Annotated in this window: 13 protein-coding genes; 5 read left to right on the top strand and 8 right to left on the bottom strand. The window is 47.4% G+C overall.

The features are described from left to right. The first annotated feature begins 484 nt into the window (after window positions 1-484). Entirely contained in the window at window positions 485-2,680 is a 2,196-nt protein-coding gene (locus tag RT717_RS02610) for a DUF5916 domain-containing protein (protein ID WP_317490191.1), read from the top strand. Between the two features lie 48 nt (window positions 2,681-2,728). On the opposite strand, the gene RT717_RS02605 is transcribed toward RT717_RS02610, so the two are convergent. Beyond that, complete coding sequence (locus RT717_RS02605) at window positions 2,729-4,081, bottom strand: SPFH domain-containing protein (RefSeq protein ID WP_317490190.1); 1,353 nt, start codon at window positions 4,079-4,081, stop codon at window positions 2,729-2,731. 465 nt (window positions 4,082-4,546) lie between these two features. On the opposite strand from RT717_RS02605, the gene RT717_RS02600 reads away from it, so the two are divergent. The 3 genes from RT717_RS02600 to RT717_RS02590 all read left to right on the top strand — a co-directional run bounded on the left by RT717_RS02600 (window position 4,547) and on the right by RT717_RS02590 (window position 6,515). Next, a complete protein-coding gene (locus tag RT717_RS02600) occupies window positions 4,547-5,299 on the top strand; it encodes an SH3 domain-containing protein (protein ID WP_317490189.1) in 753 nt (250 codons plus the stop codon). 62 nt (window positions 5,300-5,361) lie between these two features. After that, a complete protein-coding gene (locus tag RT717_RS02595) occupies window positions 5,362-5,904 on the top strand; it encodes a hypothetical protein (RefSeq protein ID WP_317490188.1) in 543 nt (180 codons plus the stop codon). Between the two features lie 131 nt (window positions 5,905-6,035). Next, window positions 6,036-6,515 carry a DinB family protein gene (locus RT717_RS02590; RefSeq protein WP_317490187.1) on the top strand — a complete coding sequence of 160 codons (480 nt, stop codon included), beginning with the start codon at window positions 6,036-6,038 and terminating at the stop codon, window positions 6,513-6,515. A gap of 468 nt (window positions 6,516-6,983) precedes the next feature. Here the strand turns inward: RT717_RS02590 and RT717_RS02585 are convergent, their stop codons facing one another. Further along, window positions 6,984-7,946, bottom strand: coding sequence for a GlxA family transcriptional regulator (locus tag RT717_RS02585; RefSeq protein ID WP_317490186.1), 963 nt, complete (start codon window positions 7,944-7,946; stop codon window positions 6,984-6,986). A gap of 131 nt (window positions 7,947-8,077) precedes the next feature. Here RT717_RS02585 and RT717_RS02580 point away from each other — a divergent pair, with 131 nt between their 5' ends. Beyond that, window positions 8,078-8,404 carry a VOC family protein gene (locus RT717_RS02580; RefSeq protein WP_317490185.1) on the top strand — a complete coding sequence of 109 codons (327 nt, stop codon included), beginning with the start codon at window positions 8,078-8,080 and terminating at the stop codon, window positions 8,402-8,404. Window positions 8,405-8,491: 87 nt separating this feature from the next. Here the strand turns inward: RT717_RS02580 and RT717_RS02575 are convergent, their stop codons facing one another. The 6 genes from RT717_RS02575 to RT717_RS02550 all read right to left on the bottom strand — a co-directional run bounded on the left by RT717_RS02575 (window position 8,492) and on the right by RT717_RS02550 (window position 16,784). Further along, window positions 8,492-10,957 (bottom strand): PAS domain-containing sensor histidine kinase, encoded by a 2,466-nt coding sequence (locus tag RT717_RS02575; protein WP_317490184.1) that lies wholly within the window; start codon window positions 10,955-10,957, stop codon window positions 8,492-8,494. A 269-nt stretch (window positions 10,958-11,226) separates the two neighbouring features. Next, complete coding sequence (locus RT717_RS02570; RefSeq protein WP_317490183.1) at window positions 11,227-12,297, bottom strand: DUF4097 family beta strand repeat-containing protein; 1,071 nt, start codon at window positions 12,295-12,297, stop codon at window positions 11,227-11,229. A gap of 10 nt (window positions 12,298-12,307) precedes the next feature. After that, entirely contained in the window at window positions 12,308-12,859 is a 552-nt protein-coding gene (locus RT717_RS02565; protein ID WP_317490182.1) for a hypothetical protein, read from the bottom strand. Continuing rightward, complete coding sequence (locus RT717_RS02560; RefSeq protein WP_317490181.1) at window positions 12,852-13,475, bottom strand: RNA polymerase sigma factor; 624 nt, start codon at window positions 13,473-13,475, stop codon at window positions 12,852-12,854. Before RT717_RS02560 ends, RT717_RS02565 begins: the two co-directional genes overlap by 8 nt. 76 nt (window positions 13,476-13,551) lie before the next feature. Next, window positions 13,552-14,004, bottom strand: coding sequence for a hypothetical protein (locus tag RT717_RS02555; RefSeq protein ID WP_317490180.1), 453 nt, complete (start codon window positions 14,002-14,004; stop codon window positions 13,552-13,554). Window positions 14,005-14,342: 338 nt separating this feature from the next. Then, the gene (locus RT717_RS02550; RefSeq protein ID WP_317490179.1) at window positions 14,343-16,784 is read right to left on the bottom strand and encodes an outer membrane beta-barrel family protein; all 2,442 of its coding nucleotides are present in this window, start codon (window positions 16,782-16,784) and stop codon (window positions 14,343-14,345) included. Window positions 16,785-16,886 lie beyond the last annotated feature (102 nt).

Below are 16,886 nucleotides of genomic sequence, written 5' to 3'. Positions count from 1 at the left end.
ACTATTCCATACCACAAAAAGTCAGCTAAAAGTGATATGGGATAATTATTTATAATAAAAATTGTAAAATACCAACAAATAAGATAAATATTGCCAGACTGAAAACGCCGAATTAATTCTGGCACCTGTTATAAATCTATAGAATTTACGCAAACAAGTTCCAACCACCCATCAATTAAGACGATGCGTTTCATCCCATATTATTGAATACCAGCTATTAACACAAGTAACTTTTCTATTTGAAAAAGCAATAGTCTTCAATTTTTGCCTTGAAAAAAATGTAGCCTCATTGCGGCTAAATATGACTAGCACCGATGGAGGCAATACTTCTGAAAAAACATGGAACTTGCTAGTCGCCATGCGAACGAAAATGCTACCTGGCTCCATAATCAACTGACTTATGGCCGTTGGTCAAATCCGTTGTTCAAAACTTGAAATAAGGTTTTACTTTTGCCCGAACCTCTTAAACAATACCCCCTACTACGTGAAGCATTTTTTACTCCTGGTGACGCTATTCAGTTTAACATGGCATGTCACTTTAGCTCAGAAAAAAAACGAAGACTACAAACTCCATATCCAAAAGGCCTCTTCACCAATAGTTATCGACGGTGCCATGGACGAACAAGCCTGGCTCGATGCGGATGTGGCCACCGATTTCTTCAGTATCCTGCCCATGGATACCAGCTTTGCAAAGGTGCGCACCGATGTGCGCATGACCTACGACGAGCACACCCTCTATCTGATAGCCACTTGTTTTCATGGGCCAATAGAAGGCCCGTACTACGTGGAGTCACTGCGGCGGGACTTTAGCTTCGGGAAGAACGACAACTTCCTGCTGTTCATGGATCCGTTCGACGATCAGACCAATGGCTTCAGTTTTGGTGCCAATGCGGCTGGTGCCCAATGGGATGGCATTATGTACAACGGGGGTTCGGTAGATCTCAGCTGGGACAACAAATGGACCTCGGCGGTGAAAAATTACGACGACCGCTACGTGTTCGAAATGGCTGTGCCTTTCAAAAGCATCCGATACAAAAATGGCATCACCAACTGGGGTATCAACTTCAGCAGGCTCGACCTGAAAACGACTGAGAAGTCGAGCTGGGCGCCTGTGCCAAGGCAGTTTCCCAGTGCTTCGCTGGCTTACACCGGCATACTCGTTTGGGACCAGCCGCCACCAGCAGCGGGGCCTAACATCTCGGTGATTCCCTACACACTCGGTCGTGTGACGAAGAACTATGAAGAAGGCACCGACGCCGACGTGACCGGCGATGTGGGAGCCGATGCCAAAATAGCGCTCACCTCTTCCCTCAACCTCGACCTTACTATCAACCCCGACTTCTCGCAGGTGGATGTAGACAGGCAGGTAACCAACCTCGATCGCTTTGAATTGTTTTTCCCGGAACGCCGACAGTTTTTTCTGGAAAACGGTGACCTCTTTGCCAATTTTGGCTACTCTTCCATTCGCCCGTTCTTTTCCCGGAGAGTTGGCCTGGGAGTGCCTATTCAATTCGGCGCCAGACTGAGTGGAAGAATTAACCGCAACTGGCGGATTGGATTGATGGATATGCAAACGGGAAAGGTTGAAAAGACCGCCCTTCCGTCGCAAAACTTTGCCGTGATGGCGCTGCAACGCCGGGTGTTTGCCCGTTCTAATATAGGCTTCCTGTTTGTGAACAAAGAGTCGATCAACTACACGCCTGATCTCAGCTCGGATAAGCCGGTTTACTCGCAGTACAACCGCAACATGGGCCTGGAGTATAACCTGGCCACGTCAAACAACAAGCTGACCGGCAAAGCACTCTTCCTTAAGTCGTTTAGCCCCGACGTGAAAGGGCAGGACTTCACCCAGGCTGCCAACCTGCAGTATTCCGGGAGGAAACTGACAGTGGCATGGCAGCACGAATATGTGGGCAAAAACTTCACGGCCGAAGCTGGTTACGTGCCCCGCAAAAATTTTATTCGCCTTTCGCCTCAGGTAAGCTACAACTTCTTCCCAAAGGGCAAGCTACTGCTCAGCCACGGCCCTACGCTTGGTACTTACACCGTGTTCAAACCTGACTTCTACCTGACCGACAACACCCTTTTTGGTAGCTACAATTTTGTTTTCAGAAAACAAGAGAAGTTCACCGTATGGAGAGGCTACGATTATGTGGAGCTGCTATTTCCATTTGACCCCACCAACTCAGGCAAGGACAGTTTGCAAACGGGCAGCAAGCACAATTGGGCCTCGTGGGGTACAGAGTTCAGCAGTCGGCCACAAAGTGTTTTCACCTACGGGTTCAGCACCCGCTACGGTGGTTACTACAACGACGGCACAAGGTTCAACTTCACCACCGATATTGGCTACCGGTTCCAGCCTTACGTAAGCATTGCCCTGAGCTCGAGCTACAACAAGATTGTGATGTCAGAGCCATGGAACACCACCAAGTTCTGGCTGATTGGCCCACGCCTCGACGTGACCATGACCAATAAGCTCTATCTCACGGGCTTTTTGCAGTACAACGATCAGCAGGACAATGTGAACCTGAATGCACGGATTCAGTGGCGCTATGCTCCGGCGTCGGATTTGTTCATTGTGTATACCGACAATTACCTGCCCACGCCCTATGAGCCTGGCCTGTTCAATGTAAAAAATCGGGCCATCGTGCTGAAGTTTACTTACTGGTGGAATATTTAACCCAACAAAAAAGCCGGCTGTTACACCGGCTTTTGTTTTACCTTAACCCTAGTTTTTAAAACTATTCGGCTGTGTCAGTTGCTTCGACATGGCCGCCCCAATGAGCGCTTCCAGGGGAGTGCCGCCTTTGCCGTCGTTCCCCATAATCATCGTTTGAGGGAAGTTCAGCTTGGCTATTTCACCTGCCACACCAATGGCAGTCTTGTATTCCCATTCGGCCCTTTCTTGTGGCGTAAGACCAGCCGTTACCAGTTTGGCGTTTTCATAGGCCTGTGCATCGGCTGCCACTCTTCGCTGCTCTGATTTCAGCCTTTCAGTTTCCAGAGCGATAGCTGCCAGCTCTTTGTTCGTGCGCTCCTGCTTCAGCTTGGTTTCTATCGAAATCAGCTGCTTCACCTGCTCCTTTTCCTGCGTTACCCGCTCGGCTGATTTGTCTCTTTCACCTTCAGCAATGATCCTCGACTGTGCGGCTTTGGCAGTTTCTACCTTCTGCTGCTCAATCTGCCGCTTGGCCGATTCGTCACGCTGGGCCTCCAAACGCTGCTTGAAGGTGGGCTCCAGCTCCACATCATCCACAATCACCTGCGACACGATGATGTTGTTCTCAGTCAGCTCATGCGGAATTCGTTTCGGCACACCATTCTCCAACACTTTCTCCACTGTGTACCTGGCACGTATTTCCTTGATCGTCCGGTCTTCCCTGTCCATCTGTATTTCGTTGAAAACAGTATCTTTCGATTCTATCTTGATCACCGCATAGGCTCCATCCTTCAACTGCTCATCCAGCGTCTGCCTGAAGCTTTGTGCCTCACCCGAGATGTAGTCCTGCGCAGCGAACATATAGCCAGTGTTGTTGGTCTGCTCCCTGATCGTTGGTATCAGTGTGTTCTGCACCAGGTTATCCATGCTTCGGTATTTGATAGCGATGTTGATGAAGTCCTCCTCGTTGGAAGGCAACTGGAACCGGCCTGAGATCATCACAGTGGCCGTTACCTGATCGATAAAGCGGATAGGTATCGGACGCATTACGCCCTCTATCTCCTTGCTGTCGGCTCCTTCAGCCAACACCTTCACGTCAATGAACTTTTGCCAGGGAGTGATTTTCGCAAAACCTCTCCATTTTATACCCTGATCCATTTCCACCCCGGTGTTACCTGTGGGGTAGACCAGGAAGTACTGATAACCCGGCTCTGCCCAGAAAAACATGTAGGGTAGGGCGACCAAAAGAGCGCCTGCCAGAACGGTGGCCAATGCTGTTCCTCGTGAAAAGAGCATAAAAAAAGCCGGTAACCGGCTGTCTGAATTTGGATCGCTAAATGACGACATTCGCCCCGACAGCGCAGATTTAAAGAAGAGCATCAAAAGCCCGAAGATAATTGCCAAAATTCCCAAGATTGTCATAGTTTTATGGTTTTAAGTTTAACATTCATTTCAATATATTATACTGAATATTTAATATAAATGTTTCTATAATTTCGATGAACTGATATTTTTAAACGATTATTCTGAATATGTAAAATATCATAGAATTTTATCTCACAGGCATATTACTCTGAATATAAGCATATTACAATATGACTTTTCGAAGGTAACCCGTGCTGAAAAAATATTTCTTCTTTCATCGAAATCAGGTTCACCTTTAACGTCACCCACTTTCTATCTGGTCACTTTGGAGCGCAATGCTTTCGTTTTGCATCCTATTCTCACTGCGTTTACAGGGAATCATGAGAGTACAAGTATTTCAATCCAATTGATATGACTGTAGTTTCCAAGCGTATTTTTTTGAAATAGATGATTCATTACATCTTTATTATTTCTATTTTGAAGAAATAATTATTTAACTATTACAACCAAACCAACCTAACTATGAAAAAGATAGCATTCTTTTTTCTGTCAACCTTTCTCCTGGCAGCATGCTCACAAACAGAAAAAACTTCCGCCACCGATGAGGATACAGTGGAAGGCGTGGCCAGCTCCGACGAAAGCGAAGCAGGCGCACAGCCACTCGCCGCAGTGTGCGTGTGGGACAACCTCTCCGTAAGAGCTGAGCCTAACTCAAAAAGCAAGTACATCACCTCGATCAGCATTGGGGAAACACTGACCCTGCTGGGAGAATCTGCCGTTGACTCTGCCGACAACAACCGTGCATATGCCAAAGTAAGCCTGGCCGATGGCAAGGAAGGCTGGGCACAGAGCCTGTTGGTGATTGAGGGAGGCATGGCTGCTGTGTTCACCGACGATGTTTCAATTTATAAAAGACCCGACCTGCTCACCAAGTCCGACAAAAGCTTCAGCCAAATGGACATCGTAGCCATCAAAAGCCTGCAAGATGACTGGGCGGAAGTTGTTGGCAAACGCAACGAGGGTACCTGGATAGAAACAGGCTGGGTGAAAAAAGAGAATTTGTCGCCAAAGCCTGTTGATATTGCTGCCGCCAAATTTGGCAGGATCGCACTGAACGAAAAAGACATGGCAAAGAGAAAGCAGGCCATTTCCGACATTGTCAACAATCCTGATTTCTCTGGCTCCACATTTATTCCAAGGCTGGAGGGCGAGTTGGAGGGAATGGATATTGACCCACTGGCTGAGCCAGCTGACAGTGTTAGCACAGGGCAGTAGTTCCCACTTTTATATGGCCCGCTCTACCGGGCCGGCCATATATTTACTTCTTTTGTGGAGTGATGCAAAAGCTATATACTTCAGGCGATTGGTCGTTCTTCCTCAGTCAATCATTCCACCCCAGGTTTCTGGCGCCAACCGAACACTACGTGCAATTGAAGCTCACCAACGACTGGGACGACTACAATGAGCTGACCCATGCTACCCGTTTTTTTGATGAAGCGCAAAAGAAACCCACCCTGGAGGTAGATTCACACTTGCTAATGAAGGGGGGAAAACTGAAGGGCGCTCTTTTCATCCTGCGTGGCGAGCTGGCAACTATTGAATCGAGGTATCCGATACCGGAGCCGGAAAAATCTCTTATCCTCAAATACTTCCACATCATGGAGCGGGGCCAGGGCATTGGCCAGCGATGGCTGAAAGAGGTCATCATACCCTACTATGGAAAGCTGGGCTTCGCCGATATCTACCTTAGCTCCAGCCACCCAAAGTCGTTTGGCTTCTATGAGAAGTTTGGAAAGGAAATAGCCACCTACACATCAGCAAGTGACAATGGGTTGCTGACAAGGGAGGGAAAGTGTTTTAGGGTAGCGATTGGGTGGTAAAAATACGGTCGAAAGCAGAGCATTTCACCAAGAGGGCAAATAAAACACCTTTCGTACCTTAAGCCTTATCAAATGCCAGGGACATTGCACCTTGGTTCACGGAAAACAAGTCTGCGAAAATGAAAGAGTCAATGAGAGAAACTTTATGGAAGCAGTTCGGTGCCAGCATCGACATGCTTGAAAATGCGCTGAAAATGTGCCCTGCTGAGCAATGGGATACTGGCAACAAATTCTGGTACGTGGCCTATCACTGTCTGTTCTATCTCGACTACTACCTCACGCTCAACCCAAAACAATTTTCGCCCACTCCTCCATTTACGCTCTCTGAGTTTGATCCGAAAGGTGCCATGCCCGACGAGGTGTACAGCAAAGACGAGTTGCTTGACTATTTGGAAGCTAGCCGGAAAAAATGTTATGAGTTGATCGCCAGCATGACGGAAGATATTGCCGACCAGCGCTGGGTGAACGACTACAAGAACTATTCGGTTTTTGAGATGCTGCTCTACAACATGCGGCATGTACAGCACCACGCAGCTCAACTAAACCTGCTCCTGCGTCAGACAATTGAGGACGCACCAAAATGGGTGTCGCAGGCCAGGACAGGCTCGTAATATGCCTTTTCTGGTCGAGGCTATCTTCCTGCCAAATCACCACCATGCTACGAATACTCATCTATTTCAGGCAGTTCCTCATTTACTGAAATTCGAGGGTGAACTTACCTTATTTTAGTTTCCGCAAACATCACCAGTCTTATGAAAGCTCGGCTTCGAGAATATTTAGTGCTTGTCGCTTTGCTGGTCGACTACCCCGAGCAGTTAAAAATTGTGGAAAATAAATGTTCCCTTATGCAGTCAAAGTCCTGATACAGGCACTTATTCCAGGAAGTCGATTGGAATTGGGCATTGGCACAAGAAACACCGCCAGCCAGGCTAAGACAAAAGCGGAACTACTCTAAAACAAGTTGGCAGTACAGATAAACCCCGTGTCATTTTGATGCGGGGTTTTTATTTGTTCTTTTGCCAGCCGAAGAATTGGCCAGCAAAAAAAGTCAAATTCAGCGAACCTTAGCTACACAAATATCAGGCAAACCGTCTCTTGTAGTCAATGGGTGACAAATCGGTAAACCTCTTAAACACTTTTCTGAAAGCCTCCACATCGTTGTAGCCCGTTTCGTAGATGATTTCATTCACTGTTTTGCGGCCCATTTCCAAGTGTTTTTTGGCAAACTCCACTTTCACCCGCTGAATATATTCCGCAATCGAGTTGCCAGTGGATTTTTTAAATCGGCGTTCGAAAGTCCGCCGTCCAATGCCGGCTTTCTCACACATCGCATCCACGCTGAAAACCTCCGTTGGGTTGTTTTCGATATACTCCTGCACCTTTAGCACGGCTTCGTCTCCGTGGCGCTTCTGCCCCACAAAAATCATGAAAGGATTTTGACTCTTCCGTTCAATATCGATCTCGAACATCTTCGACGCCAAGATAGAAATTTCTTTTCCCATGTGCTTCTCCAGGATATAGAGCAGCAAGTTCAAATAAGAATACCCCCCACCACAGGTATAAATACCCTTTTCGTCGCTGATAATGCCGTCGTCAACTACCTCCACCTCGGGAAACAAAGTCTTGAATTCATTCGTCGACGCCCAGTGCACGGCACATTTCCGCCCCGCCAAAAGTCCGGTGGAGGCCAGAAAAAAAGAACCAACACAAAGGCAAAGGATCTCTGCTCCGCTATGGTATTGTGCAACTACCCAGTCTTTGTAAGGCTGGTTTTTTGAGATCGCTTCGGGGAAGTTGCCACACAGTAGTGGAAGTACGATGAGGTCGGTTTTAGGCACCCGGTCGATTGTTTTGTCAACACGAATATCGTAGATACCGCCACCCATGCTCGTTTTCTCTTCCAGACCCACAATTTCAACCTGATAAAAGGGTGGGCGCCCCTGATAGGCCATGAAGTCATTGACCCGGTTCAAAATCTGATGGCTGCTATCAATACTAGTGACGGTGGCCTCATACAGTGGCAAAATGGAAACATGCTTCATGATGCAAATGTAGCAGGAACCCGGAAGTCAGCCATGCGTTGACGCAATCAGCGGGCTACATTGTCGTAATCAGCCGTTGTCACAGGCCGTTTGCACAACTACTTTTGTCAGGTAATCTAAATCCTATTGTTATGAAGTCATTAGAAATTGTCATGCTACCCGTTAAGGACAGACAAAAAGCGAAAGAGTTCTATTTGAAGCTAGGCTTCGAAGTGGTGTTAGAGGCACCGTCTCATCACGGCGAAACATGGATACAGATGGCACTTCCCAATGGCGCTACTACCATCTCGTTGGCAAGCTTCAGTGGTCTTATTTGCGATACAAACGATATTGAAAAAGAGATTGAAGCGTTAACGGCCAAAGGGATTCAGGTAGGAAAAATTGACGAGACACCATGGGGACGTTTTGCCTGGCTAAAAGACTTGGATGGCAACAGTTTGTGCCTGAGGCAGCAGTAGCTCCATAACTTTGAATACTGTCAAATAAGCTCAGAAGCTCCGTTGCTTCCGAGCAAAAACAGATGGCAGGACGTAAAACCGAACTGGCTAGCTGGGATCCAGAAGCTCAACGGTGAACTCAGTGCCGACACCCAGTTCACTTTGGAGATGAATTCTTCCTCCCAGCGATTCCACTTGCGTCTTGGTCATAAACAGCCCTACGCCCTTTCCTTCGACGCTTTCATGAAACCGTTTGTACAGCCCAAAAACCTTCTCGCCATTGGTTTTGAGGTCGATCCCCGTGCCGTTGTCTTTGAAGGTAAGCACGGTATACCCGTTTGACTGATCACTTTTTATGTCGATAGTCAGCGGTTGATCACGTTTTCTGTACTTAATACTATTGGTAATGAGGTTATGAAAAATGCTATGCAGATAGCTCTTTAAACTGTACACTTCATCTGTTTTTGAAAAATCGATATTTATCCATATATCATTGTGCCCCTGCTCATGCCCTATCATCAATTGAATTTCTTTCACCAGTCCACGCAGGCTTATTTTTTCCTTTGTTTGGGTGAGCTGCTGACGCACCTGCAATACCTGATCCAGGTCTTTGATCACCTGATCGAGCTTTTTTGTGGTGGACTCCATGGAGGTTAAGCACATCTGAAAGGACTGCTCGTCGAGTGCCGAGGACTTTAGCAGCCCTGAAAGCCCAAGTATATTGGCCACCGGCCCCCTCAAATTATGTGAAACAATATAAGTAAACTGCTCAAGTGCTACATTTCGTTGCAGCAGGTCATTGGTGATTCTATCCCTTTCCTTTTCAAGCAGTGTTTGAGTAGTTATGTCTCTCATGGCCCCCACCATTCGCTCCGCCTGACCCTGGCTGTTGCGAATAATCAGGCCCCTATCGCTTACATAGGCCAATTCGCCATTTTTCCGATAAAACCGATACTCATCTTCCCACACATTTGCTCGGGGATCCTCTATGCAGCTCATCATGTGCTGGTGCACACGAGCCTGATCTTCCTCATGCACCTGTTCTATCCATCCATCCTTGAGCATTTCATCGGCTACGCTTATCCCTCCAAACACTTCAATGAAAGTATTTGAACGATACACCATGTCATCCATCAGGTTCCAGTCCCAAATCACATCTTTCGTAGCCCTGGTGACCAACTCGTACCTCTCATTGCTCACCTTGATTTGTTCAAGATGATTCTTCTCTTTCGTGATCTCATGGGTGGCTACGCTCATGCCGATGAGTTCATTATTTTCACTAACAATGGGGTGTATACTTACTGAAAACCAGCATTCCGGGCGGTCAGCATTTGCGTAGTGGGACTCGTAGACCAACTTTTGCTTTGAAAGCGCTACACTTTCCAGTGCTTGCCTTACTATTTCCTTCCTGCCTGGCAGCACGATGTCTTCATATTTGGCACCAATTGCCATGGTGTTGCCTGCTTCTCTTTTAGTTAGTTCATCGGCTTGCCGGTTGAACAACAGAATCTTTCTCTCCTTGTCTAGCAGCGTAAATGCTGTATCGGTGTTTTCCAGAACATTTTTAAAATTGGCCTTGGCCTCTTCCAGTGACAGAGATGCTCGCTTCTGCTCGGTTACGTCCTGCAGTATCCCGATCACCTTCACTGGTCTGTTGCGCAAGCCATTGATGATTATCTCGCCACGGCCAACTACATGAAGCAATTGGCCCTGCCTGGTAATCACTCTGCATTCTACCTCAAAAGGCGACGATGCTGCCATAGCTTCCCCAACTACTGCGTGCACTCTTTTCCTGTCTTCCGGATGGAGGTGCGAAGTGATCACATTGACGTCAGGAACAATCTCCCCTGGCTCATAGCCAAGAATGCGATAACACTCATCAGACAACCGAAGAGGGCCGACCAGTGAATTCGGCGACTGCTGAAGGCCCATCTCCCAGCTACCCACCCTGGCAATGCGCTGAGTCATGCTAAGATGAGTCTCCTTATTCTGTATCTCCTCCTGGGCTCTTTTGTGGTCTGTAATATCGTGCACTATAGCAATCAGCCGCAGAGGCTCGCCACTTTCCTCATCACGCACGAGCGTTCCCCTCTGACAGACGAAGCACTCGCTACCATCCTTTCTGATCAGCCAGTGTTCCATCCGGCAATCTTCTCCCGATACAATCATTTGCCCAAGCGTGGCCTCCACCAACCTTTTGTCGGCAGGCAGCAAATGAGCAAAATAGAGCTCCAGGGTCACCGGTACCTCATTTTCGGTGTACCCGAAAATCCCGTACATCTCTTCTGACCAAACCAACTGTCCTCTCAGGGGGTTATGGCTGTCCAAAGTCAATTCCCAGGCACCCATACTGCCGATTTGCTGCGACACGAGAGAGCGGATTTCTTCGCCAGGCAGCTGCTTTTCAAAATTTTCGTAGGTTTCGTTAACGGCCTGCAAGAGCCCCTCCAGATTCCGGGGCGTAGTTTCACCCGCAGGAAGAAACTGCTCAAGCTGCCGCTGTAAAAGCATGTTCAACTGACCAGGTTTTAGTAAATCAGGAGCCTGATGGTCGTTCTCCTCGGGTATATACATAGTGGTTGTACGAAAATTCTTTACAGAACTTTTAAAGAAAAAAAACTTGATGGTTCCAGGGGGAAAGCAATTGCTACCGAAAGCCCGCTCACAATTTTAGAGAAATTAGCTGAACGAGCAAACATAATGGAAAGGTATAGTTCCAGATATAACTACATAAAGCCTAACAAAGGGTTGAGTACTTTAAACGCCGGTACTACCTGGAAAAGAACAAAAGGCCGCACCAGCCTACGCTGGTACGGCCTTTCAGGACCTGGATTGTATGCCTATTACTGTACTGTTCTTACTCTTACGTCGCCGTAGTCGCTGCTGACATTGATGGTGCCTCCCTGGCCTGTACCCAGTTTGCCACGATACTCTTTGCTGTTGTGGTCTTTCACCACGTAGTTGAATTCGAAGGGCACGCCTGAGTACGACATGTCGCAGTACTTCAGGTTGGCTTCCACCGAGGCGTTGGCTCCGCTCTCAAGGCCAATGTCAAACGAGCCAAACTTGCCGTCGAGGCTGATGCGCTGAAAGCCCTTGGTCACCTTGCGCACGGTGAAGTCCCCGGAATAACTCGTGGTCAGGTCCATCGACTTCCGCAGCAGATCGAGCTCAAAGCCCGAGAAGCTCACCCTGCCGGTGATGTTGTTGAGGGAGCCAAATTCCACGCTGCCATACTTAGCGTCGAGGTTCACATCCAGCAACTCCTCAATATCAAGATCCGAAAACTGGCTATTGATAGTGGCGTTGCCCACCTTGCCTATGTCGAGCTTGCTGTACTTCACTGTCATGTCGGTTTTTTTGGTGCTGGTAATGTCACCGCTACCAAACGACAGCTCGAGTCTCAGGTCGTTGGAAAATGTTTCTGCTTTGATATTACCGTAAGCAATGTCGAGGGTGGCCGGGCCATCGTAGGAACCAATGTAGGTGTCGCCAAAGCTGTTTTTCACCGTCAACGGTAGGTTAGAGGGCATTTTGATCGTGTAGTTGATCTCGAACTCCTCATTGTTCCGGTTGTTCAGGCTACCATCAATCCTCGTCTCAAAAGCAATCGCCTGCGACGACTCCATGATGGTGACGTTGATCTGGTCGAGCATCTTCATGGCTCTGGATTCATTTCGGTTGTCCACTTTGATCACCACCTCCACGTCTATCTGTGGCTTGTCCCAGGTGGAAATCTCCACTTTCCCGAACTTATTCCTTACCGAAAACTCCAGTCGGTTATCGTTCACTTTGTACGATTTCGACACCCTCTTCTCTTTTTCCGAGCCCTGAGCACTCGCCAGGCCTGCCACAAACAGCAGACAAAAAACCAGTGCCGAATATTTCAAATGTTTATACATGTTCTGTTTCATGGTCTTTCTCTTAAATAGAAACTGTTTCCTCCTGCGCTTTTTTCTGCCGAATCCGCTGCAGAAGACTGATTTGTTGATTTAGAATTTCGACACGCAATTGGAGATTGCGAATCACTGCATCCATCAGTTTCTCATTATATTGAAAGCTTTTCAATTCTTTTTTCAAGTCCATATACATGGAGTCAAGTTTCTCCACATCCTGCAAAAACTCCTCTTCAAGATCGCTATTGGCCAGGCGAAAGTCTTCTATCTCCTGCTTCTTCTGGCTGATCAAAGTTGTGTAATAGTGATCAGCCTCCACAAACTCTTTGTATTCTTCACTTACTGCCACTTCATTTCCCCCGGTTTCCTTGTATTGCATCACCTTTTCCACTGCAAACCAGGAGCTTGTAAGAAAGAAAAACACTGCTGCGACTCTCCAGGTCCAATTCCACATAGGAACGGGTGCCTTTTTGTCTTTTTCAAGCCCTTTGCTAATGTTGGCCCATACCTTATCGGAGGTTTCCTTGTCATCAAACTCCTCCTTGTGGTTGCGAATAAATTCTTCTAAACGACTACTCATAATTCACCTCCGACTTCAAAATTTCTCTCAATCTGCTTTTCGCTCTATTAAACTGCGACTTCGATGTTGATTCTGTTATGCCCAATATGTCCGCAATTTCACGATGATCGTAACCTTCCAGCAGGTAGAGCGATAACACTGCTCTGAAACCGTCCGGAAGTTGTGGGATGGCTCTCTTGATCCTCTCCACACTTAACAAAACTTCAGGATCATTTTCAAGCGAAGTTTGCTCATCGGCAACATCCACTTCGCCAATTTCCTGGTCGCTCATTTCCAACTTTCGTTTGCGAATATGGTTGATCGCCTTGTTCACCACTATTCGCTTTAGCCAGGCACCAAAGGTGGCGTCACCCTTGTACGACTGAATATTACGAAAGGCACTTAGGAAAGACTCCTGCAGGATGTCTTCAGCATCAGACTGGTTGTTCACAATGCGCCAGGCAACATTGAGCATGGCTTTGTTATACAGTTTGTAAAGCTGGTATTGCGCCTCTCTGCTCCCCTCCCGACAACTGTCGATAAGGGACTGATGGATATTGACAACGGCGCTTTTCCCTTCCTCCGTCACTGTATATGCTTGTGAATCCTCCAACCTGTATGCAATTGCTCTCTCCAAAACTTTCGAAATTCTATACCAAAGACCTTAGGAGAAACAGAGGGTTGCATGAGGAGGTTAAATGTGAAAAATTGTTCTATTGTTTTTGCTGAATACCGTCGTACTCGTCGTCCGGTTGGCCGTCATTGTCCCAATCGAGGCGAGAAACGAACCTGGCCTGGTTGTTTTTCAACACCTGAAAAAAGTAGCTGTTGTCACCTTCGTCGGATGACAGGTAGAGGCTGTCGCCAATGAAATGCCAATGCCCCCCCGACTCAAATATCAGAGAGTCTTTAAGATTATAGTAGCGTGACATGTAGGTTCCATTGCTGCTAAAGGTAGTTCGGATTGGCTTCATTTGAAGTATGCTGTCCCAGTCACCATTTTTTATAGTCAGCGTGGAATCTGTGGTGCCGTTGGCGATAGTATGCTGGATCAGTTTCAGCGACACATTCCTCCATTCGCCTTCGAGGAGTTCGTAGTTGTCGGGTTGGCGAGCGCAGGAAGCCAGCAAAAATGTAAGACACAGAAAAGAATAAATAGCCTTCATGGGACTACGTTTAACAATATAAGTAGAATTAGTTCAGGTAAACCCAGGACACTTACTACAGCTCACTAAAAAATAAACTAATAACTCCGACTAAAAGACTGTCTGCCTACCCTAAGGTTTCTCTTATTCCAAAAAATTTAGAAACCTTCCACCTTAAAGTAACAGCTCTTTTATTACATATTTACTCAAACTCTGCTACTTATCCCTATAACCCTGAATAAATTATTTGCGCTTATTGCCATTATAACAATTGGCATTAGCTGCACCAAAGGCATGACACCGGCTTGGAGGTCGGTAAGGCGCCGGTGGTTAGCAATGAGTGACAGAACAGTGCTATTTTAGAAGTCGCCTTCGCCACCTTCGAAGTCCTCTCTTTCCTCCCGGCCTCCGCCTCTTTTCTTCTGGTTGAGCCGGTACACAAAGCTGACCATGAACTGGCGGGAGCGCCACTGGAATTCGCTCTCCTGATAAAATGTCTCTCCCTGAGTGATACCTCTCCACTTTCTGGAGTTGAGGATATCTCTCACACTCAGGTTAATAGTGCCATTTCCATTGAGGATGTCTCTGTTCAGTCCCATATCGATGGCATAGTAGGCCAGCCTTTCACCTTGAGGTGTATTTTGAGGCGCTCTGTAGAAAGCATTCACCTGATAGTTGACTTTCTTCCAAAGTGTGACCCTGGAGTTTACCCTCCCACTCCAAGTGTAGGTGTCGGCGTTGAGCGATTCTCCATTGAAGTCGCCTTCGATGATCCTCCGATAGAAGTTAAAGTTGAGGCTTGATGTCCACCAGTCAAACCAGTCTTTGGAAATATTTGACTCTACGCCAAAAGCATTTTCGAAGGCGAGGTTGAGCGGCTGCGAAAACGTTACACCATCGGCATCTACGTAATTCACCCGCTGACTGACGTCGCTGGTCCGGCGGTTGTACACGCCAGCGTATATGGTAGATGTTTTTCCATTGACCAAATAGCCGATTTCATAGCTGTTGGTGAATTCGGGATTCAGGTTCGGATTACCGGTGCGTATGTTCCTTGCATCGCTAAAAGAAGAAAACGGGTTGAGTTCCCGAAACCTTGGTCGGCTGATCCTGCGGCTGTAGCTTACCTGCCAGGAGTGGGTTTCGTTGAGATGATAGTTGGCATGGATGCTTGGGAAAAGGTTGGCGTAAAGCCGGTTGTTTGTTTCGTCGGTTTGCAGCAACAACGTCTGGATATCGGATAGCTCGGCTCTCAAACCAGCCTGATACGACACCTTGCCATGGCGATTGGCAATCAGTCCGTACACAGCATGCACATTCTCGGTATATCTGAAATCATTGGTGAAGTTCACAAGATTATTCCAGGTGCCAATGGAATCCTGCTCTTCCACAAGATAGTTAGTTGAAATTTGTCTGAAAGTACTTCTGAATCCGGCTTCGAATTTTCCGTCCTTAGAAAAAGGGTGTACGTAATCCGACTGAACCAGGAGGTTCCTTTCTGTTTCATCGTTTAACGACCGCTGACGCAACATGATCATTTCTGGATCCTCGCCGTCGAGCAAGCGTTGTTCAATATCGGCATCTTCCGACTCGTTATTGTCCCGGAATTGGGCATATGCCGTTAGTTTGCGGTCTTTATCGTCAAACGACCGCTCGTAGTTCAGCGTCACCTCTGAGTTCAGTTCATTTTCCTGCTCGGTATTGACCCGACCAGTTCTGTTCTGCAACACGTCGTTGCTATTAAAGTCTTCGTAAATCAGATTATTCACATTCTCGCCGTCTTCGTACCTCACCACTCCCGATACGGTAATGATGTCTTTTGGGGTCACAAAGAAATCGGCTCCGGCTCGCAGGTTGTGAGCCCAGCCGCCCCGGGTTCTGTCTTCGGTTCTTCTTGTGATAAATGAGGTGTCAGGAAGCGTATATCGCTGAAAGGAGCTGCCTCCGCCCGGGCTCTCCCGGTAGTTGGCCCCGTAGTTAACAAAGTAGTTTATTTTCTCCCTGCGAAAATTGACATTGGCACTGGCTCCATAGTTGGCCGGGTAGCCAGCATTCAACTCAAAAGATCCATTTACTCCGTTTCTATCATCCTTTTTCAGTACGATGTTGATAATACCGGCCGACCCTTCTGCTTGATAGCGAACCGAGGGATTGGTCACTACTTCAATGCTTTCGATCAGGCTTCCCTGCAACGACTGGAGCCCGTTGGAGCCGCTGATCCCCACCAGCCCGGATGGTTTTCCGTCAATCAAAATTCTTACGTTCTGGCTTCCCCTAAGCGCCACATTCCCATCGGTGTCAACAGTAACAGAAGGCACATTGTCGAGCAGTTGCGTGGCAGTGCGCCCCACGTTGCTTGGGTCTTTGCTCACGTTAAATATGCGTTTGTCGAAGCTCATTTCCATTTGGCCTCTCTCAGCCTCCACCACCACTTCCTGCAAAGTTTCGCTGTCTGCTTCGACAGCTATGGTGCCCAGATTCATACGCTTCTGCCCCTCCGACAAGGTTATTCCCGAAAAATACTTGTCCTCGTATGAAACAAACTGTACCAGGCTGTAATATGAGCCTGGTGCCAACTCAATTTTAAACTGGCCCTGAAGGTCGGTAACAACGCCGGATACAAGGCTGGAGTCGGCCGTGTAGAAGGAAACCGTGGCGAATTCCAAAACGTCACCGCTACCTGCGTCAACAATTTTGCCTACTACATCCACTTCCCCCCCTTCCTTTTGAGCGGTAGCATCCGCTGACGTAAATAAAATGAGTCCTGCAATAAAGAATATTGTTGGGCGTGATAAATTCATGATAACTTTGTGTTGCTGAGCGAAAGAGAAGTGTGAAAATTTGCCTGAAACAAATGATGAACATCACATCTTGTCGCTGGGTATACTATTTAGTAAGTGTTC

The sequence above is a fragment of the Imperialibacter roseus genome, from assembly GCF_032999765.1.
Taxonomy (GTDB): Bacteria; Bacteroidota; Bacteroidia; order Cytophagales; family Cyclobacteriaceae; genus Imperialibacter; species Imperialibacter roseus.
Note: the sequence above shows the minus strand (reverse complement) of the source record. Positions and strands in the feature narration are given on the sequence as shown.